Here is a 17926-nt window from a genome sequence, read left to right as displayed (position 1 = left end):
GGCCTGCCCTTCACTGCGGGGTTCTTCTGGGTTGCGTGGGTGTGGGTTTCGTCTGGTCGGGTGCGATGGGTGCGTTAGGGGACGTTGGTTCCGGTTGTGCGCCAGGCTATTCACGTGCAGTGGTTCTAGGTTTGCCTCGTACGGTGCTGGGCGCGTTGGGTGGAGTACCCGGTCTACCTCCCGCCATTGGGTGCGCGTTGTTGCGGTCCTGGAGGGGTCGACCGGCTGTGGTTGCGTTTTTGGTAGGTGGCGTCGGGTGGTTTCGTTCGGTCGGGCGTCGTGGGTGCGTTGGGGGACGTGGTTCCGGTTGTGCGCCAGGCTATTCACGTGTGGTGGTCCCAGGTTTGCCTCGAACGGTGCTGGGCGCGTTGAGAGCCGTACCCGGCTTACCTCCCGCTGTTGGGTGCATGTTGTTGCGGTTGCGGCGGGGTCGACCGGTTGTGGTTGCGTTCTGTGGGACGGGCCGGGGGAGGTACGTCACTTTCCGGGTCACACACTTTCCATACGCCTCGCATAGCCGGTGCCTATGCGAGGCGTGCACACGGTGTGTGGGACCGCCCACCGGTGGGGTTGTCGGGGGGTTGTGGTGCTGATGTGGCGGGGGGTTCGCCCCTGCCCGGTGTGGCGGGTGTGGGAGCGGATCGATGGGAGTCGAGTGGTGGCCGGGAATCGACGGTAGTCAAATGGTGGCTGTTGGAGGTCGATCAGCCACCATTTGACTACCGTCGATCCAGCGCAACCACCATTTCTCTATCGACGGGAGAGAAATGGTGGTTGCGGAGTTGACACGGAAAGGGCTTTCATTTCGATACCGGGCTCTAGAGGCAACCACAGCCGGTTGACCGGGCTGGAAGTCCGGCTTGCGCTCTCGATAGCGGGAGGTAAGCCGGGTACCGCTGGCGAGGCGCCCAGCACCGTTGGAGGAAAACATGGGGTAGGTGTGCCCACTGCAAGCGGTGAAGCCCGGGAACCGGCAACCAAACGCACGTGCCGCACAAAACCAGCCCGGCTCGAGCGAAAACCTGGGCAGGCGCACCCACTGCAAGCGGTGAACCCCGGGAACCGGCAACCAAACGCACGTGCCGCACAAAACCAGCCCGGCTCGAGCGGAAACCTGAGCAGGCGCACCACGCGAACGGTGAGCGCTGGGCGCCGTCGACCAACCGCATGCGCCGAACGAAACCGAGCCGAGCTCCAAACCAAACGCTGGGCGAGCACACCACTACGAACGGTGAGCGCTGGGCGCCGTTGACCAACCGCACGCGCCACACAACACCGAGCCGAGCTCCAAACCAAATGCTGCGCAGGCACACCCACTGCGACACCGTGAGCACTGGAAACCGCCGACCACATGCACGCGCCGTGCCAAGCCCGAAGCCAGGCCCGCAGGCGCAGCCGGCCCGGGCGACCCCCCTCAGAACCGATCGCGGGCAGGCAGAATTCGCCCGCGCACTTCACCGAGTCCAAGGCGGGCAGCGCCCGGACCAGGAGCGGACGCGGTGATAACCACCTCGTCACCGTCCTCCAGGAACGTCCGCAGGTCTTCTCCGACGCGTACGGGTTCCTTTCCGCCCCAGGACAATTCGATGAACGATCCACGCTGTCCAGGCTCCGGACCGGAGATGGTTCCCGAGGCGAACAGGTCGCCGGTGCGGGTCGCGGCACCGTTGGCGGTCAAATGCGCAAGCATCTGCGCGGGCGACCAGTACATGCGTCCGTAGGGCGGATGGGTGACGATGTGGCTGTTCCAGCGCACGGTCAGGTCGATGTTCAGCCCCCACGGCTGATCGGCGGCGAGGTAGGGCAGTGGCGGCGGGGACTGTTCCGGCAGTGCTATCCGCGCCGCGTCGAGGGCGGCCAGCGGCGTTACCCAAGCCGATAGCGAGGTCGCGAACGACTTGCCGAGGAACGGTCCGAGCGGCTGGTACTCCCAGGCTTGGATGTCGCGGGCCGACCAGTCGTTGACCAGTGCCACGCCGAACAGGTGGTTGTCGACCTCGGTGATATCGATCGGCCTGCCCAGTTCGGAACCGACGCCGACGACGAAGCCGAGTTCGGCCTCGATGTCGAGCCGCCGGGAAGGTCCGAAATCCGGTGCGCCCGAGTCGGTTCTGCGCTGGCCGTTCGGCCGAACGACATCGGTGCCGGAGACAACGACGGTGCCTGCCCTGCCGTGGTAGCCGACCGGCAGATGCCGCCAATTCGGCAGCAGCGGTTCGGCATCCGGGCGGAAGAGGCGTCCGAGGTTGGTGGCGTGGTCGATGCTCGCGTAGAAGTCCACGTAGTCGCCGACGCTTATCGGCAGCGCCAGCGACACGTCGGTGAGGGAATACACCGCCTCGCCGGGTATCTCGGATTCGACCAGTTCACGCACCCGCTCGCGCACCTCGCGCCAGCGCGCCGGACCCTGCGCCAGAAAGGGATTCAGGTCCGTTGCGGCGAAGGTCGAATCCTCCAGCGCCAGAGCGAGATCGATGACCCGATCACCGATTCGCACGCCGACCCGATGTTCGCCGCCAGCGGGCGCGAACACCCCGTAGGGCAGGTTTTCCAGACCGAACAGCGAATCGTCCGGCACGTCGAGGCGGGTTTTCACTGCGGACCCCGCCCGGACCACGTCCACGCGTAGGTGGGGTCCTCGCAGGCCAGCGCGCCCTCGCCGAGCTCGAGCGGGCGGAAGGTGTCCACCATGACGGCCAGTTCGTCGAAGAACTCGATGCCGATGCTGCGCTCGTAGGCGCCGGGCTGCGGTCCGTGCGCGTAGCCGCCGGGATGCACCGACACCGAACCCTGCGTGATCCCGGAACCCTTGCGCGCCTCGTAGTTTCCGCCGCAGTAGAACATGATTTCGTCGGAGTCGACATTGGAGTGGTAGTACGGCACGGGAATCGACAGCGGGTGGTAGTCGACCTTGCGCGGCACGAAATTGCACACCACGAAGTTGATCCCCTCGAACGCTTGGTGCACCGGCGGCGGTTGGTGCACCCGTCCGGTGATCGGCTCGAAGTCGGCGATGTTGAATGTGAGCGGGTACAGGCACCCGTCCCAGCCCACCACGTCGAACGGGTGTGTCGCGTAGACCATGCGGGTGCCGACCACCCGGCCGCTCGCCCGATGCTTCACCAGGACCTCGACGTCGGTGCCGGATTCGAGCAGCGGAGTGTCCGGGCCGTGCAGGTCGCGCTCGCAGTACGGTGAATTCTCCAGCAGCTGACCGAATTTCGACAGGTAGCGCTTGGGTGGCGTGATGTGGCTCGCGGCCTCGATCGCATACCCACGCAGTGGCTCCGTTCCGGCGGGCAGCCAGCGGTGGGTGGTGGCGCGCGGGATGAGAACCTGGTCGCCCTGGCGGACCGGCAGCGTGCCGAAGACAGTCTCCAGGGTAGCCTCGCCCGCTTCCACGTACACCAATTCGTCGCCGATCGCGTTGCGGTACAAGGGCGATGCGCCCTTGGCCGCGACGTAGGAGATCCGCACGTCGGCGTTGCCGAGCAGCAGGCGTCTGCCGGTCACCGGGTCGGTCTCGGCCGCGACGTCGCCGGGGAACAGATCGTGCAGGCGCAGATGCCGGTGGCGCAGCGGATGGTTGGGCGTCGTCGTCTGGTCCGGCAGCTCCCAGACCGTGGCGTCGACGATGGCGGGCGGCAGTCCGCGGTGGTAGAGCAACGCGGAATCGCCGGAGAAGCCCTCCTCGCCCATCAGCTCCTCGTAGTAGAGCTTGCCGTGCTCGTCGCGGTGCTGGGTGTGCCGCTTCGGCGGCACCGCGCCGACCTGCCGATAGAACGCCATGCTCGCACCTCCCGCCAGATCGCTGGTCGGATCAGTCGATCTCCATCGTAGTGAGCCGACGCCCGCGCCGATCGGGAAACGCGCCCGCCCGTGCCACAAATCCGTCGATGTATCGCGCTGATTGATGGCATTTCGACGACACCAGGACGGAACAGTCGGAGAAATATCGGACGAGCGAGCCGCGTCCGAAATCGCGCTACGCCTGGCGCAACGCGCGATAGACCGCGGCGCCGACGAACGCACCGAGCGTCTGCGGCGTCCAGTCGCCCTCGTCGGCCAGGAGTGAGCGCACCGCGCCCTCGCCCGCCGAGACCCACTGTTCCACCAGGATCGGCAGCTTCCGTTCGGCGTCCTCGGTGCCCCACGCGCGCAGTGTGGGACGCAGCAGCTGGGTGCACCGCTCGACCGCGAGCTTGCGGCCACGGCCGAACGAATCCGCAACGGCGGGATCGGGATTGCCGTAGAGCAGCCGCCACGAATCCGGCCGGGCCGCGGCGATCTCGAGCAGCGTCTGGAAGCCCTCGACGAAGACGGTCTCGCCCGCGTCGACCGCGCGGCGCGGGGTGGCCTCGAGCAGGCCTTCGAGGAGGCGGCCCTCCTCGCGGCGGATCAGTTCCTGGATGAGTGCGACGCGATCGGCGAAGCAGGCGTAGACCACCGGCCTGGTGACGTTCATCCGCTCGGCGACGGCGGCGATGGTGACCGACGCGACGCCGTGCTCGACGGCGATGGCCAGCGCCGTGTCGAGCACCTGCGGGCGGCGGCGTTCCGGTCCGAGGTGCCGCGCGCGCTGACGCGTTCGCACGGCTTGCTCGGTACCCATGGGCACCAACATAGCGTGAGCAGGTGTACCTGCTCTGGCGTGGTTCTCTGGCTGAGTACCTGCAACGGGAACGCAGGGGCCGCTCGTGCGCCGACTCCGCACAAGAGTACCTGCCAGGGGCAGGTGACGGGGCAGGCCCTCGCCAGTTTCCTACATTTGTGAATAATAATGCTACGGTCGCGAATGAAGTGGCCCGGTCGGATGCCGGGCGCCGCCGAGACGGCCGAGGAGTCACCGATGACCGGCACCCTGTTCAACCCGAAGACCTGCGAGTTCGCCGAGTTCGACGCCGAGACCCGGCGACTGCTGCGCGCCACGGTCGACTGGTTCGAAAGGCGCGGCAAGGCGGCGCTGAAGCGGGACGACCGCGAGCGCGTCTGGTATTCCGACTTCCTCGACTTCGTCAAGCGTGAGCGGGTCTTCGCGACCTTCCTCACCCCGGCGGCCGAGGCCAACGGCGATCCGAACAAGCGCTGGGACACCGGCCGGATCGCGATGATGAGCAAGATCCTCGGCTTTTACGGCATGTCCTACTGGTACGTCTGGCAGGTCACCATCCTCGGGCTCGGCCCGATCTGGCAGAGCGACAACAAGGCCGCCAAGCAGCGCGCCGCTGCGCTGCTCGACTCCGGCGAGATCTTCGCGTTCGGCCTGTCGGAGAAGGAGCACGGCGCCGACGTGTACTCCACCGACATGGTGCTGAAGCCGAAGCGCGGCGGCGGCTTCACCGCGACCGGCGGCAAGCACTACATCGGCAACGGCAACCTGGCGGGCATGGTCTCGGTGTTCGGCCGGCGCGCCGACAAGCCGATCATCGACAGCGCACAGGCGCTGAATGTCAAACCGGCGCAGGAGGATTACGAGGGGTATCTGTTCTTCGTCGCAGACAGCAAGCACAAGAACTACAAGCTGCGCCGCAATGTGGTGGACAGTCAGATGTACGTGGCCGCTTTCGATCTGGAGAACTATCCGGTGGCCGAGGAGGACGTGCTGCATCGCGGCGAGGCCGCATTCCACGCCGCGATGAACACCGTCAACGTCGGCAAGTTCAACCTCGGCTTCGGCGCGGTCGGCGCCTGCGAACACGCCTTCTACGAGTCGATCACGCACGCGGAGAACCGAATCCTGTTCGGGCACCGGGTGACCGAGTTCCCGCAGGTGCGCTCGCTGCTGACCGACTCATACGCGCGGCTGATCGGCATGAAGCTCTACAGCGAGCGCGCCATCGACTACCTGCGCTCCGCGTACCCCGAAGACCGGCGTTACCTGCTGTTCAACGCGATCGAGAAGATGACCGTGACGCGCCAGGGTCAGCGCGTCATCGAGGATCTCGCCGACGTGATCGCCGCCCGCGGCTTCGAGAACGACATGTACTTTCCGATGGCCATGCTCGGCCTGTTCGGATTGCCGCGCCTGGAGGGCACGGTACACGTGAACATGGCGCTGTCGCTGAAGTTCTTGGCCAACTACATGTTCCATCCGTCCGATGCCGGGCTGGCCGCGTTGCGCGTGCTGCCCGGGGCCGCGGTAGCACCCAAAGTCGCTGTGCGGGTGGTGTCCTCGGCGCTGAGCTGGTCCAGTCGCAGACTCGCACCGCGGGCGGGCGCGGCGGTGCCCAAGCTGCGCGCGGAACTGGCGGCCGCGGAGTATCCCGAGGTGCCGACCCGCCGCGACGCCACGGACGACGAATTCCTGTTCCGGCAGGGGCCGAGCGCGGGTCTGGGCCGCATCCGCTTCGCCGACTGGCGTCCGGTCTTCGAGAAGTTCGCCCACGTGCCCAACGTCGCGGTGTTCCTGGAGCAGGCGCTCGCCTTCCAGACGCTGCTGACGGTGGCCGAGCCCACCGCCGAACAGCAGCGCGACGTGGACTTCCTTTTTGCGATCGGTGAGCTGTTCACGGCGATCCCGTACGCGCAGCTGATCCTCGAACAGGCCGCGATCGATGGCGCCGACGCCGCCGTGCTCGATCAGCTCTTCGACGTCTTCGTGCGGGAGTTCGCCAAGAACGCGCTCGCCCTGCACAGCAAGCCGAACGCGACGAAAGCGCAGCAGGCACGGGCACTGGACTTGGTTCGCCGCCCGGCAACCGATGCCGCCCGCTTCGACAAGGTGCTCGCCGAGGCTCGCGCGCACGCGGGCACCTACGCCATGAACCCGTAGGCGCATGGCCCCGATCACCACCAGGAACGAATCTCCGGCAAAGCCGGAGCATCGCATGCAAGGGAGCAGACGATGACCGCTACCGCAACGCGGCCGCAATTCGACGCGCCCGCCCGGACTATCCGGGAGGTCGACTACGGATTCTTCGGCCCGGATTCGCCGACGTGGAAGGTTTGGACCGCGCCGACCGCGGTCATCGGCTTCCAGCGCTCGGTGGTTCTCGAGCATTTCGACCCGGCGTTGACCGCGGCGGTCGCCGACGTCGAGGGCATCTACAAGGATCCGACCGGCAGGCTCGACCACACCTTCGCCTACTTCCTCATCGCGGCCGTCGCCGACAGCCGGATGGCCATCGAGGCGTCCGAGCACCTGATGGCAGTGCACGCGCAGGCGATCGGCATCGAGCCGATCACCGGAAAGCGTTACAGCGCGAACAATCCCGCGTCGCAGCTGTGGATCCACGTGACCGGCTGGCATTCGGTGCTCGAGTGCTACGAGGTCTACGGACCCGGGCCGCTTTCGCCGGAGGAGGAGCGGCGCTACTGGGCCGAATGCGTGATCGCCGCGGAGTTGCAGACCTGCAAGGCCGCCGACGTGCCGTCCTCGCGCGCTGAGGTCCGCGAGTACTTCGCCGCCGTCCGGCCGACGCTGTGCAGCTCCGAACGCGCGCACCGCGGCATGCACTACCTGCTGCACACCCCGCGCGACCGCGGCTTCAAGCTATGGGCGGGCAGCCGGCTTGTCGCACCGGCCGCCATCGCCACGCTGCCCGCCTGGATGCGGTCGACCGGTGGTTTCGATCAACCCGCCCTGGTCGACGCGGCCTACCGGCTGCCGATGCGAGCCGCGATCGAGGTGCTCGGCAACGAGCGGGCGAAACTCGCCGTACTCGGCAGCTTCCTCGGCCCGATGACCGCGCGCCTCTACCGGGAACACCTCGCCGCCGGGGTGCCGCAGCACCCCGTCACGGTCACCCCCCGACAGGCCCGCGAACGCTACGGCCGCGCCACTCGCGGCAACGCGTCGGCGGGCTGACGCAGCACCCTCCCCGCCGCCGTCAGCGGCGCTCTAGGGGAATGTCGAATTCGGCGATGACCGGGGCGTGATCGCTGGCGCCCTTGCCTTTTCGCTCCTCGCGATCGACGCCCGCGTCCGTGGTGGCGGCGGCGAGGGCGGGGGAGGCGAGCACGAAATCGATGCGCATGCCTTCTTTACGCGGGAAGCGCAGCTGGGTGTAGTCCCAGTAGGTGTAGACGCCTGGTCCAGGTGCGAATGGCCGCATGACGTCGGCGAAACCGGTGTCCACGATGGCGGTGAACGCGTCGCGCTCGGGCTGGGAGGTGTGCGTCTTGCCCTCGAAGAACGCGGGCGACCACACGTCGTCGTCGGTCGGCGCGATGTTCCAGTCGCCGACGAGCGCGATCTTGGCCTGCGGGTCATCGGTCAGCCAGGCGGCCGCGTTGTCGCGCAGCGTCTCCAGCCATTCGAGCTTGTAGGTGTAGTGCGGGTCGGTGAGGGTGCGGCCGTTGGGCACGTACAGGCTCCATACCCGCACGCCGCCGCAGGTCGCGCCGAGCGCACGCGACTCGACGACCGGTGTGCTGATGAGGGATTCGCCCGCGTCCTTGTCGAAACCGGGTTGATGGGGGAAGCCGAGTTCCACGTCATCCAGGCCGACCCTCGACGCGATGGCCACACCGTTCCACTGGTTGATGCCCAGGTGGGCCACCTCGTAGCCGAGTTCCTCGAAGCGTTCGAACGGGAACTGGTCGTCGCGGCACTTGGTTTCCTGCATGGCGAGCACGTCGATGTCCTGGCGGTCCAGCCAGGCCGCCACCCGGTCGAGACGGGAGCGGATCGAATTGACGTTCCAAGTCGCCAGACGCACGAAATGCCTTCCTCTTGCCGTCGAGTCTTATTCTCCGCCGTGCGGAGCCGCGTAGCGATAGCCGTGATGGTCCAGGAAACCGAGGCCGCGGTAGAGCTCGAGCGCGCTCGCGTTATCGGCCGACACCTGGACGTAGGCGTGGGTGGCCCCGCGCTCGTGCCCCCAGCGGATCAGCTCGGCGCAGACCAGGGTGGCCAAGCCGTGCCTGCGGTGTTCGGCGGCCACCGCGACGCAGGTGAGCCCGATCCAGCGGCGACCGTCCGGCGCGGTGGTGCGCGCGCCGCGTCCGATGGCGATGGGGCTCGGCAGTCCGAGCGAGGCGAAACCGAGCTCGCCCTCGTGCACGGCGGTCAGCACCTCGGTCACCGGCTCCGGAACATGCTGCGCCGCAGGCTCTTCGCCGCGATAGCGGTGCAGCCTGAGCCACGCCTCGTCGGGGTGCTGCGCGATCCGCACCATCGGCGGGCCTTGCGGCAGTACGAAATTGGTGATGTCGATGCCGAGCACGAGGGTTTCGTTCCAGGTGCGCCAGCCGGGCGGCACCGGGGCGAGCCGATCGGGCAGCAGCAGCTGCAACGGCAGGCCGTGCGCGGTGTACCACTCGCCGATGCGATGCAGGGTGTCGGTGGAGAGTTCTGCGGGTTGTCCGGAATCCCCCAGCGGCACAGCCGCATTGGCGCGATTGGTGTAGCCGTGCCCGGCGCGCAGCAGCCAGCCGTCGAGCCATGCGCTCTCGACGCCAGGCCACGCGTCCGCCGCGGCCGCCTCGAGCGCTCTGATCTCTCTGGTCCGAATCGGCCTCGGCCCGATGGCTTTCAGTGCGACCACCCGGTCTGGCGACACCGAGACCACCCGGCCGTCGGCGCCGCGCACCGTCGGCGGATCCAGCGAAACGAGTTCGCCGATCACGTCGGTCAGCGGTTGGGGATACCCGGCGGGCAGTTCGTAGCGCATCACCACCCGGCGGCCGAGCGGGATCTGCGCGGGGGCGGGCTCAGTCGTCATGTCCGAAGGGATCGGGAACGGTACCCGGAATCCAGCTGAGACCCGGTGTGCCCCAGCCGTTTCGTTTGATCGACTTCTTCGCGGCGCGCGCGTTGCGGCCGATCAGCACGTCCACGTAGAGGAAGCCGTCGAGGTGGCCCACCTCGTGCTGGAGCATGCGGGCGAAGAAGCCGTTGCCCTCGATCGACACCGGCTCGCCGTGCTCGTCGGTGCCGGTGACCCGCGCCCAGTCGGCCCGGCCGGTGGGGAACTGCTCGCCGGGCACCGAGAGGCAGCCCTCTTCGTCGTGGTCGGGGTCCGGCATGGTCTCCGGAATCTCGGAGGTCTCCAGCACGGGGTTGATCACCGCGCCGCGGCGCCGGTAGGTCTCGCCGTCGGCACCGACGTCCGGGCAGTCGTAGACGAACAGGCGTAGCGACACCCCGACCTGGTTGGCGGCGAGCCCGACGCCGTTCGCGGCGTCCAGGGTCTCGTACATGTCCGAGATCAGCGGGGCAAGGTCCTCCGGTGATTTGGTGACCGGCTCGGTCGGGTTGTGCAGCACGGGGTCACCGACGATCACGATGGGGAGGATTGCCATGGGAACGAAGCCTACCTACACCGCCGGACGCGGTCCGTCGACAGTCCTGCGCATGGCCGGGGCGCATGCGGAGGTACGCCTACCTGCGCTGCCGGACGCAGTCCGTCGACAGCCCTGCGCATGGCCGGAGCGAAGGTTACGCCCGACAGGCGCTGCTGGACGAGGTCCGTCCTCGGACTGCGCATGGCCGGAGCGCATGCGGAGGTACGCCTACCTGGGCGTTGTCAACACGCCGGGACGAAGGGGAGCATCCCCGTTGGCGCGTGGTTGAATGATCCGCGACGTACAAGCACCATTTTTCGTCTGGTGGTAACTCGGCGAGGGAGCGAGATGGACGGCGCAGCGGCTCGGAATCTTTCCGCGATCCAGGACAGCTCTTCCGCGAGTGAGGAGACGACGGCGGGCGCTTCGGCCAAGGCCGAGGACGACGGCAGCGGCCTCAGCCGCCGCGAACACGAGATCCTGGCCTTCGAGCGGCAGTGGTGGAAGTACGCGGGCGCCAAGGAAGAGGCCATCCGCGAACTGTTCGGTATGTCACCGACCCGGTACTACCAGGTGCTCAACGCCGTCGTGGACCGGCAGGAAGCGCTGGCCGTCGATCCGATGCTGGTGAAGCGGCTGCGCAGGCTTCGCGCGAGCAGGCAGAAGGCCAGAGCCGCACGGCGTCTCGGTTTCCAGGTATGACACGTCTTCGGGTCGTGATGCAGGCAGTGGGACCCGATATGCGACTAGGGTCGACAGCGTGAGTCAAACCAATCCCACCTCCGGCGGGCCACCGTTGCGCGCGCTGGCGATGGTGTTGATCGCGCTGGCCATCGTCTTCGCGGGTCTCGGCGCGATGTCGCTGTCGAGTTCCGATTCCGACGGCACGAACGCCGAGGAGTCGTCCTCGGCCACCGCGGCCCAGCAGGTCACCTCGGCCGCGCCCGCGCCGACGGCCGCGCCGACCACGGTGGCGTCGACCACGGTGGCGCCGACGACCGACGCGCCCACCACGTCGGCCGCCCCGACGACGACCGCTGGCGCGCCCGCGGCGACGGCCGATCGGGCCGTGCCGGTGCGCGTACTGAACAACAGTCTGGTCCCCGGTCTGGCCGCCCGTACCGCCGAGGAGTTGTCGGCGAGCGGCTGGACCAATGTCTCGCCGGGCAACTACGCGGGCGGCAATATCGCGAAAACGACTGTGTACTACGGGAATACGGCTGGCGAACGGGAGGCTGCGATGGTGATCGCCACGCAGCTCGGCGCGACCGCCGCGCCCAAGTCGGCGGGAATCGGAGACGGTTCTCCGGGTGTCCTCGTCATTTTGACGGGTAACTGAGACAGGAGCGCGGCGCGCCCGGCCCCTTCGAGGCGCGACACGGCGGGCGTGGCATCATCTTGTCCGGTAACGACAGTGTTCACCCAGCTTTACTCGTAAACTCGGTACTCGTAAAGGAGTTCCCCGATGGCCCCGTCCACAACTCGTCGCCCGTCCTGGCGGACTGTGACCCCGGTGCTTGCGGTCGCGGTCTTCGGCCTCGCTGCCTGCACGAACAGCCAGGAGTCGAGCGACGTCAAGGGAACCACTCCGCCGATGTGGACCGGTGCCTCCGCCCCGGCCGAGGGGCAGGGGACCGGAACCGAGCACGGCAGCCCGGCCACCGACCCGGGCACCAAGGTCGAGCTGAAGGACGCCTCCGGCAGCTCGGTCGCCACCGCGAACATCGCCAAGGACGGCAACCACCTCGTGGTCACCGTCGAGGCGCACGGCCTCAAGCCGGGTTTCCACGGCCTGCACTTCCACCAGGTCGGTAAGTGCGAGGCCAACTCGGTGGCGCCCACGGGCGGCGCGGCCGGTGACTTCCTCTCGGCGGGCGGCCACCTCCAGGTGGGCAGCGCCAACGCCCACCCGGCCAGCGGCGATCTGACCTCGCTGCAGGTCCGCTCGGACGGCCAGGGCAAGCTCGTCACCACCACCGACACGGTGACCCTCGACGATCTGAAGAATCGGGCGTTGATCATCCACGCCGATGCCGACAACTTCGGCAACATTCCCAATCGTTACGTCCGTGCCGACGGCGTGGCAGGCCCGGACGACAACACACTGGCGACCGGTGACGCGGGCGGCCGCGTTGCGTGCGGTGTAGTCCAGTAGACAAGGTGTCGTTATGGGCGGGGCAATCGAGAAAGTTCCATTTCCAGGTTCGCCCCGGCCGACCATCGGCATCGAATGGGAGGTCGCGCTCGTCGACAAGGTGACGCGCGACCTGTCCAACACCGCGGCAGCGGTCTTCGATGCCGTCGGTGACCTGCGGGCCTGGGACGGCACTCCGCAGGTCACCAAGGAGCTGCTGCGCAACACCGTGGAGATCGTCACCGGCGTGCACGACACCGTCGGCGCCGCGGTGGACGATCTGAGCGGCACGATGGACACGGTGCGCCGCGCCGCCGACCCGCTCGGCGTCGATCTGTTCTGCGCGGGCACCCACCCGTTCGCCCAGTGGTCGGCGCAGCAGCTGACCCGTTCGCCGCATTACGACGAGCTGATCGAGCGCACCCAGTGGTGGGGCCGCCAGATGATGATCTGGGGCGTACACGTGCACGTGGGAGTCTCGCACCGGGAGAAGGTCTTTCCGATCCTGAACTCGCTGCTGCTCACCTACCCGCATCTGCTCGCGCTCTCGGCATCCTCGCCGATGTGGGCCGGTTCCGACACCGGATACGCGAGCAACCGCACACTGATGTTCCAGCAGCTGCCTACCGCGGGACTGCCGTTCCAGTTCGAGAACTGGACGCAGTTCGAGCATTTCGTGCACGACCAGATGCAGACGGGTGTCATCGAGCAGCTGGGCGGCATGCACTGGGACATCAGGCCTGCACCCAAATGGGGCACCATCGAGGTGCGAATCTGCGACGGCATCTCCACCAGGGCCGAATTGGCCTCGCTCGCAGCGTTCATCCACTGCCTGATCGTGGATCTCGACCGCCGCGTCGAAGAGGGCGAGGACCTCGGATCGCTACCGCCATGGCATGTTCAGGAGAACAAGTGGCGGGCAGCGCGTTACGGCCTCGATGCGATTGTCATCACAGATTCCGACAACACCGAGCGGCTGGTCACCGACGACCTGACGGACGTGCTCAACCGGCTGGAACCGACGGCCAAGCGGCTCGGCTGCTCCGACGAATTGTCTTATGTCGCGGAGATACCCCAGCGTGGAGCGTCCTATCAGCGCCAGCGCAAGGTGGCCGCCGCGACCCAGGGAGACCTGATCGCGGTGGTGGACGCGCTCGTCAAGGAGCTCGACAAGTAGCGTTTCGCTACTGCGAGCGGTCGTCTGACGTTCAGCTGGTCAGGGGGACGGCGTTCATCCCCCGTTTACTATGGTCGACGTGCTTGTCGAAGACCCGGGTTCCAGCGTAGGAAGTGTGGTGCGGCGGTTGAAGATACCGCCGTCCCGGGTCTGGGTGACAGCGGCTGTCGCGTCGGTGCCCACGTTGCTGATCGTGCTCCAGATCGTCGCCTTTCAGCGGGGATTCGAGGGTCCGCTGGAAAGCCTGTGGCGCGATTACGCGGGCACGCCGAAATCGATGTCGCTGCCGTGGGCCGGGTTGATCCTCGCGCTGGTCGGTATCTCGATGCAGCGCAGGCTCGTCGCGCTCGGTGCGGCGGTGATCATCGACCTGGTGTGCGCGGGCGCGCGTCTGCTTTCCGGTGACGCGCCCACGGTGGGCAACGGTCCGGTGATCGTGCTCACCGCACTGGCCCTGATCGCCTGGCTGCGCTGGACCGGCGTCGAGCGGCGCAACGCGCTGCACGCCGCCGCCCTCGGCGCGTTGCTGATCCTGGCCACCAAGGTCGGCGACGTCTGGCTGCACATCACCGTGATGAGCAGTCCGGACGTGCTGGACGAGTACGTGATGCTGGCCGATCACGCGCTCGGCGATCCGTCCTGGGTGATGGGCCGGGTCGTCGACACGCTCGGACCGGTCGTCTACGCCGTGCTGCACTGGGTCTACATCGAGCTGCCGGTGGCCGCGATCGTGGTCGCGGTGTGGCAGCTGCGGCGCGTGGTCGACTCCGGGCGGTGGCCGGGCCACTACCTGGTTCGCACCTTCCTGGTGCTCGGGCTGATCGGACCGATCGTCTACGTGCTCTTTCCGGTGGTCGGGCCGATGTTCGCCTTCGGGGCGGACGGCAACGGACTCCAGGTCGGCAACTACTGGCCTGGCGTGCTCCCGCCGATCGACCGCAATCCCGCGCCGCTGCCCTTCGACGCGGCGACTCCACGCAACTGCATGCCTTCCATGCACACCGCGTGGGCGCTGTCGGTCTTCCTGCACACCCGCCGTGACGCCGACGGGTCGCCCGCGCCGCGCTGGCTGCGCTGGGGCGGCGCCTTCTGGTTGCTCGCGACGCTGGCCGCCACCCTTGGCTTCGGCTACCACTACGGCGTCGACCTGGTCGCGGGCGCGGTGTTGTGCCTGACCGTGGAATCCGCGCTGCGCGAGCCGGAGCGCGGCTGGGGGTGGTTCCGTATCCGCCTCGTTGCGCTCGGGGCGGCGGTGCTGGCCGTGCTGCTGCTGTCCTATCGCTATCTGGCGGTGCCGATGGCGGAATACGCGGTGCCCGCCGGGACCATCGTGCTGGCGCTGCTGGCCGGTATGGCGGCGGCGTTCCACGCGACGTGGTTCGCGGGGCAGCGGGAGTATGTGGTCGTGGTGCGTGAGGTCGAGCCGGTCGAGCGCTGAGCCGTGGATTTGCGAATCCCGGCGGGCGTTGGGTTCGTGGATCGCTGAGGCTGCTGCGCTGAGCGTCGATCCACCGAACACGAGGCTCTCCGCTTCCAGCATTAAGCGGACCAAACCACGAGGGTGTCGTCCGAGGGCGGAGCCCGGAATCGGGCGACACTGGATGTCCGAATTCGCTGTGAGCGCAATAGAACTGCGGTCATGCCCGCACCTGGCGATAGCGGTTGCGAGTAGGTTCGCGGGCATGTCCGCCACGCCGCCCTCGAACTCGCACGACGCGTATTTCCGGCACGTCCTGGGCCGACCCACCGACGCGGCGTCGGAGTTGCGTGCGGTGCTGCCGGAAGCCGTTGCCGCGCGGGTGGATTGGGAGGGGCTCGAGCTGCAGTCGGGCAGTTTCGTGTCCAAGCAACTGCGCTCCCGCTACAGCGATCTGCTGTTCCGGACCCGTCTGGACGGGTATACCGCCTATATCTACCTGCTGATCGAACACCAAAGCCGCAGCGACCCGCTCATGCCGTTTCGGATGCTGGACTATCTGGTCAGCATCTGGAACCACTACCTGCGCGAGCACCCCGACACCCGCACCCTGCCCGCGGTGGTACCGCTGGTGGTCCACAGCAACCACACCGGCCGCCGGTGGACTGCGCCGACAGAGCTGGCCGAGCTCATCGATCTGGATCCGCCCGCCCGGGAGGCGCTGGGTCCGCATCTGCCGCGCTTCCGATTCCTCTTGGACGACGTAGCCGCCCTCGACCTGCCCGCATTGCGCGCCCGCGACCTGACCCCGCCGCCCGCGTGATGCTGGCCCTGCACAAGATCGTCCCCGGCAACACTGACCTGGGTGTGGAGTTGTTGCCGTTGATCGAGGACCTGCACGCCATCCTGGACGGTCCCGGCGGCACAGATGAATTTCAGTGCGTCACGTCGTACATTCTTCTTGTCGGCGACACCCAGGAAGCCGACCTGGAACCGCTCATCGATCGACTCGGTCCCCGAGCCAAGGAGGCCATCATGACCACCGCCGAACGGCTTCGCGCCGAAGGGCGCGTCGAAACCTTGATCGAACAGCTGACCGTCAAGTTCGGGTCGCTACCAGCCGAGATCATCGAGACCGTCCACGCCGGCAACTCCACCCAGCTACGAACCTGGACCAGCCGCATCCTCACCGCCGACACCCTCGAAGACGTCCTCGCCTGATCAACACCGGGGTGAGCGGAAACTGTTCATCGCCGAGCCATAGCGCCGCCGTCCTGCCGAATCCATCGTGCGCAAGGAGCAGACCGGCTCGTAGACCGTCGAGAACACCTTCGATCGACTCGGTCCCCGAGCCAAGGAGGCCATCATGACCACCGCCGAACGGCTTCGCGCCGAAGGCCGCGCCGAAGGGCGCGTCGAAACCTTGATCGAACAGCTGACCGTCAAGTTCGGGTCGCTACCCGCCGAGATCATCGAGACCGTCCACGCCGGCAACTCCACCCAGCTACGAACCTGGACCAGCCGCATCCTCACCGCAGACACCCTCAAAGACGTCCTCGCCTGATCAACACCGGGTGAGCGGAAACTGTTCATCGCCGAGCCATAGCGCCGCCGACCTGCCGAATCCATCGTCCGCAAGCATCATCACGGCCACCACTCTCGACGACGTCCTCGCCTGACGGTCGCTGAGCGCAGGCTTTGCGCTGACGAGGCCTCAGGGAGTGCGCGGCCGTGTCCTCTCAGTCGAGCTCGTCGCCGAGTTCGTTGACGCGCAGCAGTCCGTCGCGGTGCCGCTGCTCGCGGTAGGCGGTGCGGCCGATGAGGTGCGCGATCACCGGGGCGGTGAGCAGCGTGAACAGGCCGACCAGTGCGAGCAACCACACGTTGCCCTTGCCGCGCAGCTCGATGGCCGCGCCCATGAGCACCAGGAGCAGCCCAACTACCTGCGGTTTGGTCGCGGCGTGCATGCGGGTGAGGGTGTCGGGGAAGCGGACGATGGCGATCGCGGCGGTGCAGGCCAGCGCGGCGCCGCTCAGGATCAGCGCGGCCGCGAGCCACTGCCAGGCCGTCATCGGTCGTCCCTGACGCGGAAGCGGGAGACGGCAACCGAACCGAGGAAGCCGACGAGCGCCAGCGCGACGATGGCGGGCAGCACCGTGGTGTCGCCGGTGTAGGCGGCCCACACGGCGAGCCCGGACGCCGCGATGGCCATCAGCGAGTCGATCCCGACAACCCGGTCGAGCGTGCTCGGCCCGGCCAGGATGCGGTAGCTGGTGATGACGGCGGCGGCCGCGAGCAGGACGCCCGCGAGCACGGCGACAACGGTCACGCGTTCACCTCCGGTCGGATTTCAGGACGGGCCGCTCGAAAGCGGATATCAGCAGCCGCTCCAGGCGGCGGGTCTGGTGGTAGAACCGCGCCACCGCGGCGTCGCTGCCGACGTCGAGCACGTGCACGTAGACCAGGCAGCGGTTCCGGTCGATCTCCAGCACCATGGTGCCGGGGATCAGGTTCAGCAGGTCGGTGGTGAGCACGAGCACCAGGTCCGACTTCGTGCTCAGGCCGACCCGCAGCACGCCGGAAACCGGCGGCGGCGCGGGGCGGATCGCGAACCATGCGATCTGGAGGCTGGATTCGAGCGCGTAATAGGCGCACACCACGGTGGCCTCGGCCATGGCGAGCAGATTGAGCCGACCGCTCACCGGGATCCTGGGCAGCGGCAGCGCCACCATGATCAGCGCGCCCACCACCAGCCCGCCCACCAGGTTGCCGACGCTCAGGTCGCCCCACAGCGCCATATAGACCGCGGCCAGCCAGAGCAGTACTCCGACGCGGACCACGCTGTCCCTACCGATCCGCCGCGTGCCGGTCTCGTCGGACGGTTCGCGGATCTCGTCGCCCGCGCTCATGCCTGCGCCTCGCTGACGCTCGGCTCCGTCATGCGCGAGGCGCGCTGGCACATGATTCGCTC

General features: G+C 67.7%; 19 protein-coding genes. 10 read left to right on the top strand and 9 right to left on the bottom strand.

Features of this window, described 5'->3' with window-relative positions:
• Positions 1–1414: 1414 nt before the first annotated feature.
• The 3 genes from fahA to AB0H50_RS06240 all read right to left on the bottom strand — a co-directional run bounded on the left by fahA (position 1415) and on the right by AB0H50_RS06240 (position 4612).
• Positions 1415–2596: a fumarylacetoacetase gene (gene fahA / locus AB0H50_RS06250; RefSeq protein WP_357447740.1), complete on the bottom strand. Its 1182-nt coding sequence runs from the start codon at positions 2594–2596 to the stop codon at positions 1415–1417.
• Entirely contained in the window at positions 2593–3789 is a 1197-nt protein-coding gene (locus AB0H50_RS06245; RefSeq protein WP_357447737.1) for a homogentisate 1,2-dioxygenase, read from the bottom strand. Before AB0H50_RS06245 ends, fahA begins: the two co-directional genes overlap by 4 nt.
• A gap of 196 nt (positions 3790–3985) precedes the next feature.
• Entirely contained in the window at positions 3986–4612 is a 627-nt protein-coding gene (locus AB0H50_RS06240) for a TetR/AcrR family transcriptional regulator (protein ID WP_357447735.1), read from the bottom strand.
• A gap of 237 nt (positions 4613–4849) precedes the next feature.
• On the opposite strand from AB0H50_RS06240, the gene AB0H50_RS06235 reads away from it, so the two are divergent.
• Together AB0H50_RS06235 and AB0H50_RS06230 are read left to right on the top strand one after the other, a co-directional pair.
• Positions 4850–6772, top strand: coding sequence for an acyl-CoA dehydrogenase family protein (locus tag AB0H50_RS06235; RefSeq protein ID WP_357449316.1), 1923 nt, complete (start codon positions 4850–4852; stop codon positions 6770–6772).
• A 72-nt stretch (positions 6773–6844) separates the two neighbouring features.
• Positions 6845–7807, top strand: a complete 963-nt coding sequence (locus tag AB0H50_RS06230; protein WP_357447732.1) for an oxygenase MpaB family protein — start codon at positions 6845–6847, stop codon at positions 7805–7807.
• Positions 7808–7829: 22 nt separating this feature from the next.
• Here the strand turns inward: AB0H50_RS06230 and AB0H50_RS06225 are convergent, their stop codons facing one another.
• Genes AB0H50_RS06225 through AB0H50_RS06215 form a run of 3 tightly spaced genes read right to left on the bottom strand, consistent with a single transcriptional unit; the run spans position 7830 to position 10245 of the window.
• The gene (locus AB0H50_RS06225; protein WP_357447729.1) at positions 7830–8660 is read right to left on the bottom strand and encodes an exodeoxyribonuclease III; all 831 of its coding nucleotides are present in this window, start codon (positions 8658–8660) and stop codon (positions 7830–7832) included.
• Between the two features lie 27 nt (positions 8661–8687).
• Positions 8688–9665, bottom strand: coding sequence for a GNAT family N-acetyltransferase (locus AB0H50_RS06220; protein ID WP_357447726.1), 978 nt, complete (start codon positions 9663–9665; stop codon positions 8688–8690).
• A complete protein-coding gene (locus AB0H50_RS06215; protein ID WP_357447723.1) occupies positions 9655–10245 on the bottom strand; it encodes a peptide deformylase in 591 nt (196 codons plus the stop codon). Before AB0H50_RS06215 ends, AB0H50_RS06220 begins: the two co-directional genes overlap by 11 nt.
• Before the next feature lie 330 nt (positions 10246–10575).
• Between AB0H50_RS06215 and AB0H50_RS06210 the strand changes: the two genes are divergently transcribed.
• From AB0H50_RS06210 to AB0H50_RS06175, 8 genes are all read left to right on the top strand, one after another.
• Positions 10576–10929, top strand: a complete 354-nt coding sequence (locus AB0H50_RS06210) for a DUF3263 domain-containing protein (protein WP_357447720.1) — start codon at positions 10576–10578, stop codon at positions 10927–10929.
• 58 nt (positions 10930–10987) lie between these two features.
• Entirely contained in the window at positions 10988–11566 is a 579-nt protein-coding gene (locus AB0H50_RS06205; protein ID WP_357447717.1) for a LytR C-terminal domain-containing protein, read from the top strand.
• A gap of 126 nt (positions 11567–11692) precedes the next feature.
• Complete coding sequence (locus AB0H50_RS06200; protein WP_357447714.1) at positions 11693–12382, top strand: superoxide dismutase family protein; 690 nt, start codon at positions 11693–11695, stop codon at positions 12380–12382.
• Between the two features lie 13 nt (positions 12383–12395).
• Positions 12396–13538 (top strand): glutamate--cysteine ligase, encoded by a 1143-nt coding sequence (locus AB0H50_RS06195; protein ID WP_357447711.1) that lies wholly within the window; start codon positions 12396–12398, stop codon positions 13536–13538.
• A 70-nt stretch (positions 13539–13608) separates the two neighbouring features.
• Positions 13609–14976, top strand: coding sequence for a DUF5933 domain-containing protein (locus AB0H50_RS06190; protein ID WP_357447708.1), 1368 nt, complete (start codon positions 13609–13611; stop codon positions 14974–14976).
• A gap of 244 nt (positions 14977–15220) precedes the next feature.
• Complete coding sequence (locus tag AB0H50_RS06185) at positions 15221–15778, top strand: Rpn family recombination-promoting nuclease/putative transposase (protein WP_357447705.1); 558 nt, start codon at positions 15221–15223, stop codon at positions 15776–15778.
• Positions 15775–16176, top strand: coding sequence for a hypothetical protein (locus AB0H50_RS06180; protein ID WP_357447703.1), 402 nt, complete (start codon positions 15775–15777; stop codon positions 16174–16176). Before AB0H50_RS06185 ends, AB0H50_RS06180 begins: the two co-directional genes overlap by 4 nt.
• A gap of 145 nt (positions 16177–16321) precedes the next feature.
• Positions 16322–16519, top strand: a complete 198-nt coding sequence (locus AB0H50_RS06175; RefSeq protein ID WP_357447700.1) for a hypothetical protein — start codon at positions 16322–16324, stop codon at positions 16517–16519.
• A 175-nt stretch (positions 16520–16694) separates the two neighbouring features.
• Here the strand turns inward: AB0H50_RS06175 and mnhG are convergent, their stop codons facing one another.
• Genes mnhG through AB0H50_RS06160 form a run of 3 tightly spaced genes read right to left on the bottom strand, consistent with a single transcriptional unit; the run spans position 16695 to position 17810 of the window.
• Positions 16695–17027 (bottom strand): monovalent cation/H(+) antiporter subunit G, encoded by a 333-nt coding sequence (gene mnhG / locus AB0H50_RS06170; RefSeq protein WP_357447697.1) that lies wholly within the window; start codon positions 17025–17027, stop codon positions 16695–16697.
• Complete coding sequence (locus AB0H50_RS06165; protein WP_357447694.1) at positions 17024–17284, bottom strand: monovalent cation/H+ antiporter complex subunit F; 261 nt, start codon at positions 17282–17284, stop codon at positions 17024–17026. The genes mnhG and AB0H50_RS06165 overlap by 4 nt, the downstream gene beginning before the upstream one ends.
• Positions 17285–17288: 4 nt before the next feature.
• A complete protein-coding gene (locus AB0H50_RS06160) occupies positions 17289–17810 on the bottom strand; it encodes a Na+/H+ antiporter subunit E (RefSeq protein WP_357449314.1) in 522 nt (173 codons plus the stop codon).
• Positions 17811–17926: the final 116 nt, after the last annotated feature.

It is taken from the genome of Nocardia sp. NPDC050793, from assembly GCF_040654065.1.
Lineage (GTDB): Bacteria > Actinomycetota > Actinomycetes > Mycobacteriales > Mycobacteriaceae > Nocardia.
This window is presented reverse-complemented; position numbering and strand designations above follow the sequence as displayed.

Coding starts and splice junctions, on each gene's coding strand:
- AB0H50_RS06245 (WP_357447737.1), bottom strand. CDS start 3,789: ATGGCGTTCTATCGGCAGGTCGGCGCGGTGCCGCCGAAGCGGCACACC.
- AB0H50_RS06240 (WP_357447735.1), bottom strand. CDS start 4,612: ATGGGTACCGAGCAAGCCGTGCGAACGCGTCAGCGCGCGCGGCACCTC.
- AB0H50_RS06235 (WP_357449316.1), top strand. CDS start 4,850: ATGACCGGCACCCTGTTCAACCCGAAGACCTGCGAGTTCGCCGAGTTC.
- AB0H50_RS06230 (WP_357447732.1), top strand. CDS start 6,845: ATGACCGCTACCGCAACGCGGCCGCAATTCGACGCGCCCGCCCGGACT.
- AB0H50_RS06220 (WP_357447726.1), bottom strand. CDS start 9,665: ATGACGACTGAGCCCGCCCCCGCGCAGATCCCGCTCGGCCGCCGGGTG.
- AB0H50_RS06215 (WP_357447723.1), bottom strand. CDS start 10,245: ATGGCAATCCTCCCCATCGTGATCGTCGGTGACCCCGTGCTGCACAAC.
- AB0H50_RS06210 (WP_357447720.1), top strand. CDS start 10,576: ATGGACGGCGCAGCGGCTCGGAATCTTTCCGCGATCCAGGACAGCTCT.
- AB0H50_RS06200 (WP_357447714.1), top strand. CDS start 11,693: ATGGCCCCGTCCACAACTCGTCGCCCGTCCTGGCGGACTGTGACCCCG.
- AB0H50_RS06195 (WP_357447711.1), top strand. CDS start 12,396: ATGGGCGGGGCAATCGAGAAAGTTCCATTTCCAGGTTCGCCCCGGCCG.
- AB0H50_RS06190 (WP_357447708.1), top strand. CDS start 13,609: ATGGTCGACGTGCTTGTCGAAGACCCGGGTTCCAGCGTAGGAAGTGTG.
- AB0H50_RS06185 (WP_357447705.1), top strand. CDS start 15,221: ATGTCCGCCACGCCGCCCTCGAACTCGCACGACGCGTATTTCCGGCAC.
- AB0H50_RS06175 (WP_357447700.1), top strand. CDS start 16,322: ATGACCACCGCCGAACGGCTTCGCGCCGAAGGCCGCGCCGAAGGGCGC.
- mnhG (WP_357447697.1), bottom strand. CDS start 17,027: ATGACGGCCTGGCAGTGGCTCGCGGCCGCGCTGATCCTGAGCGGCGCC.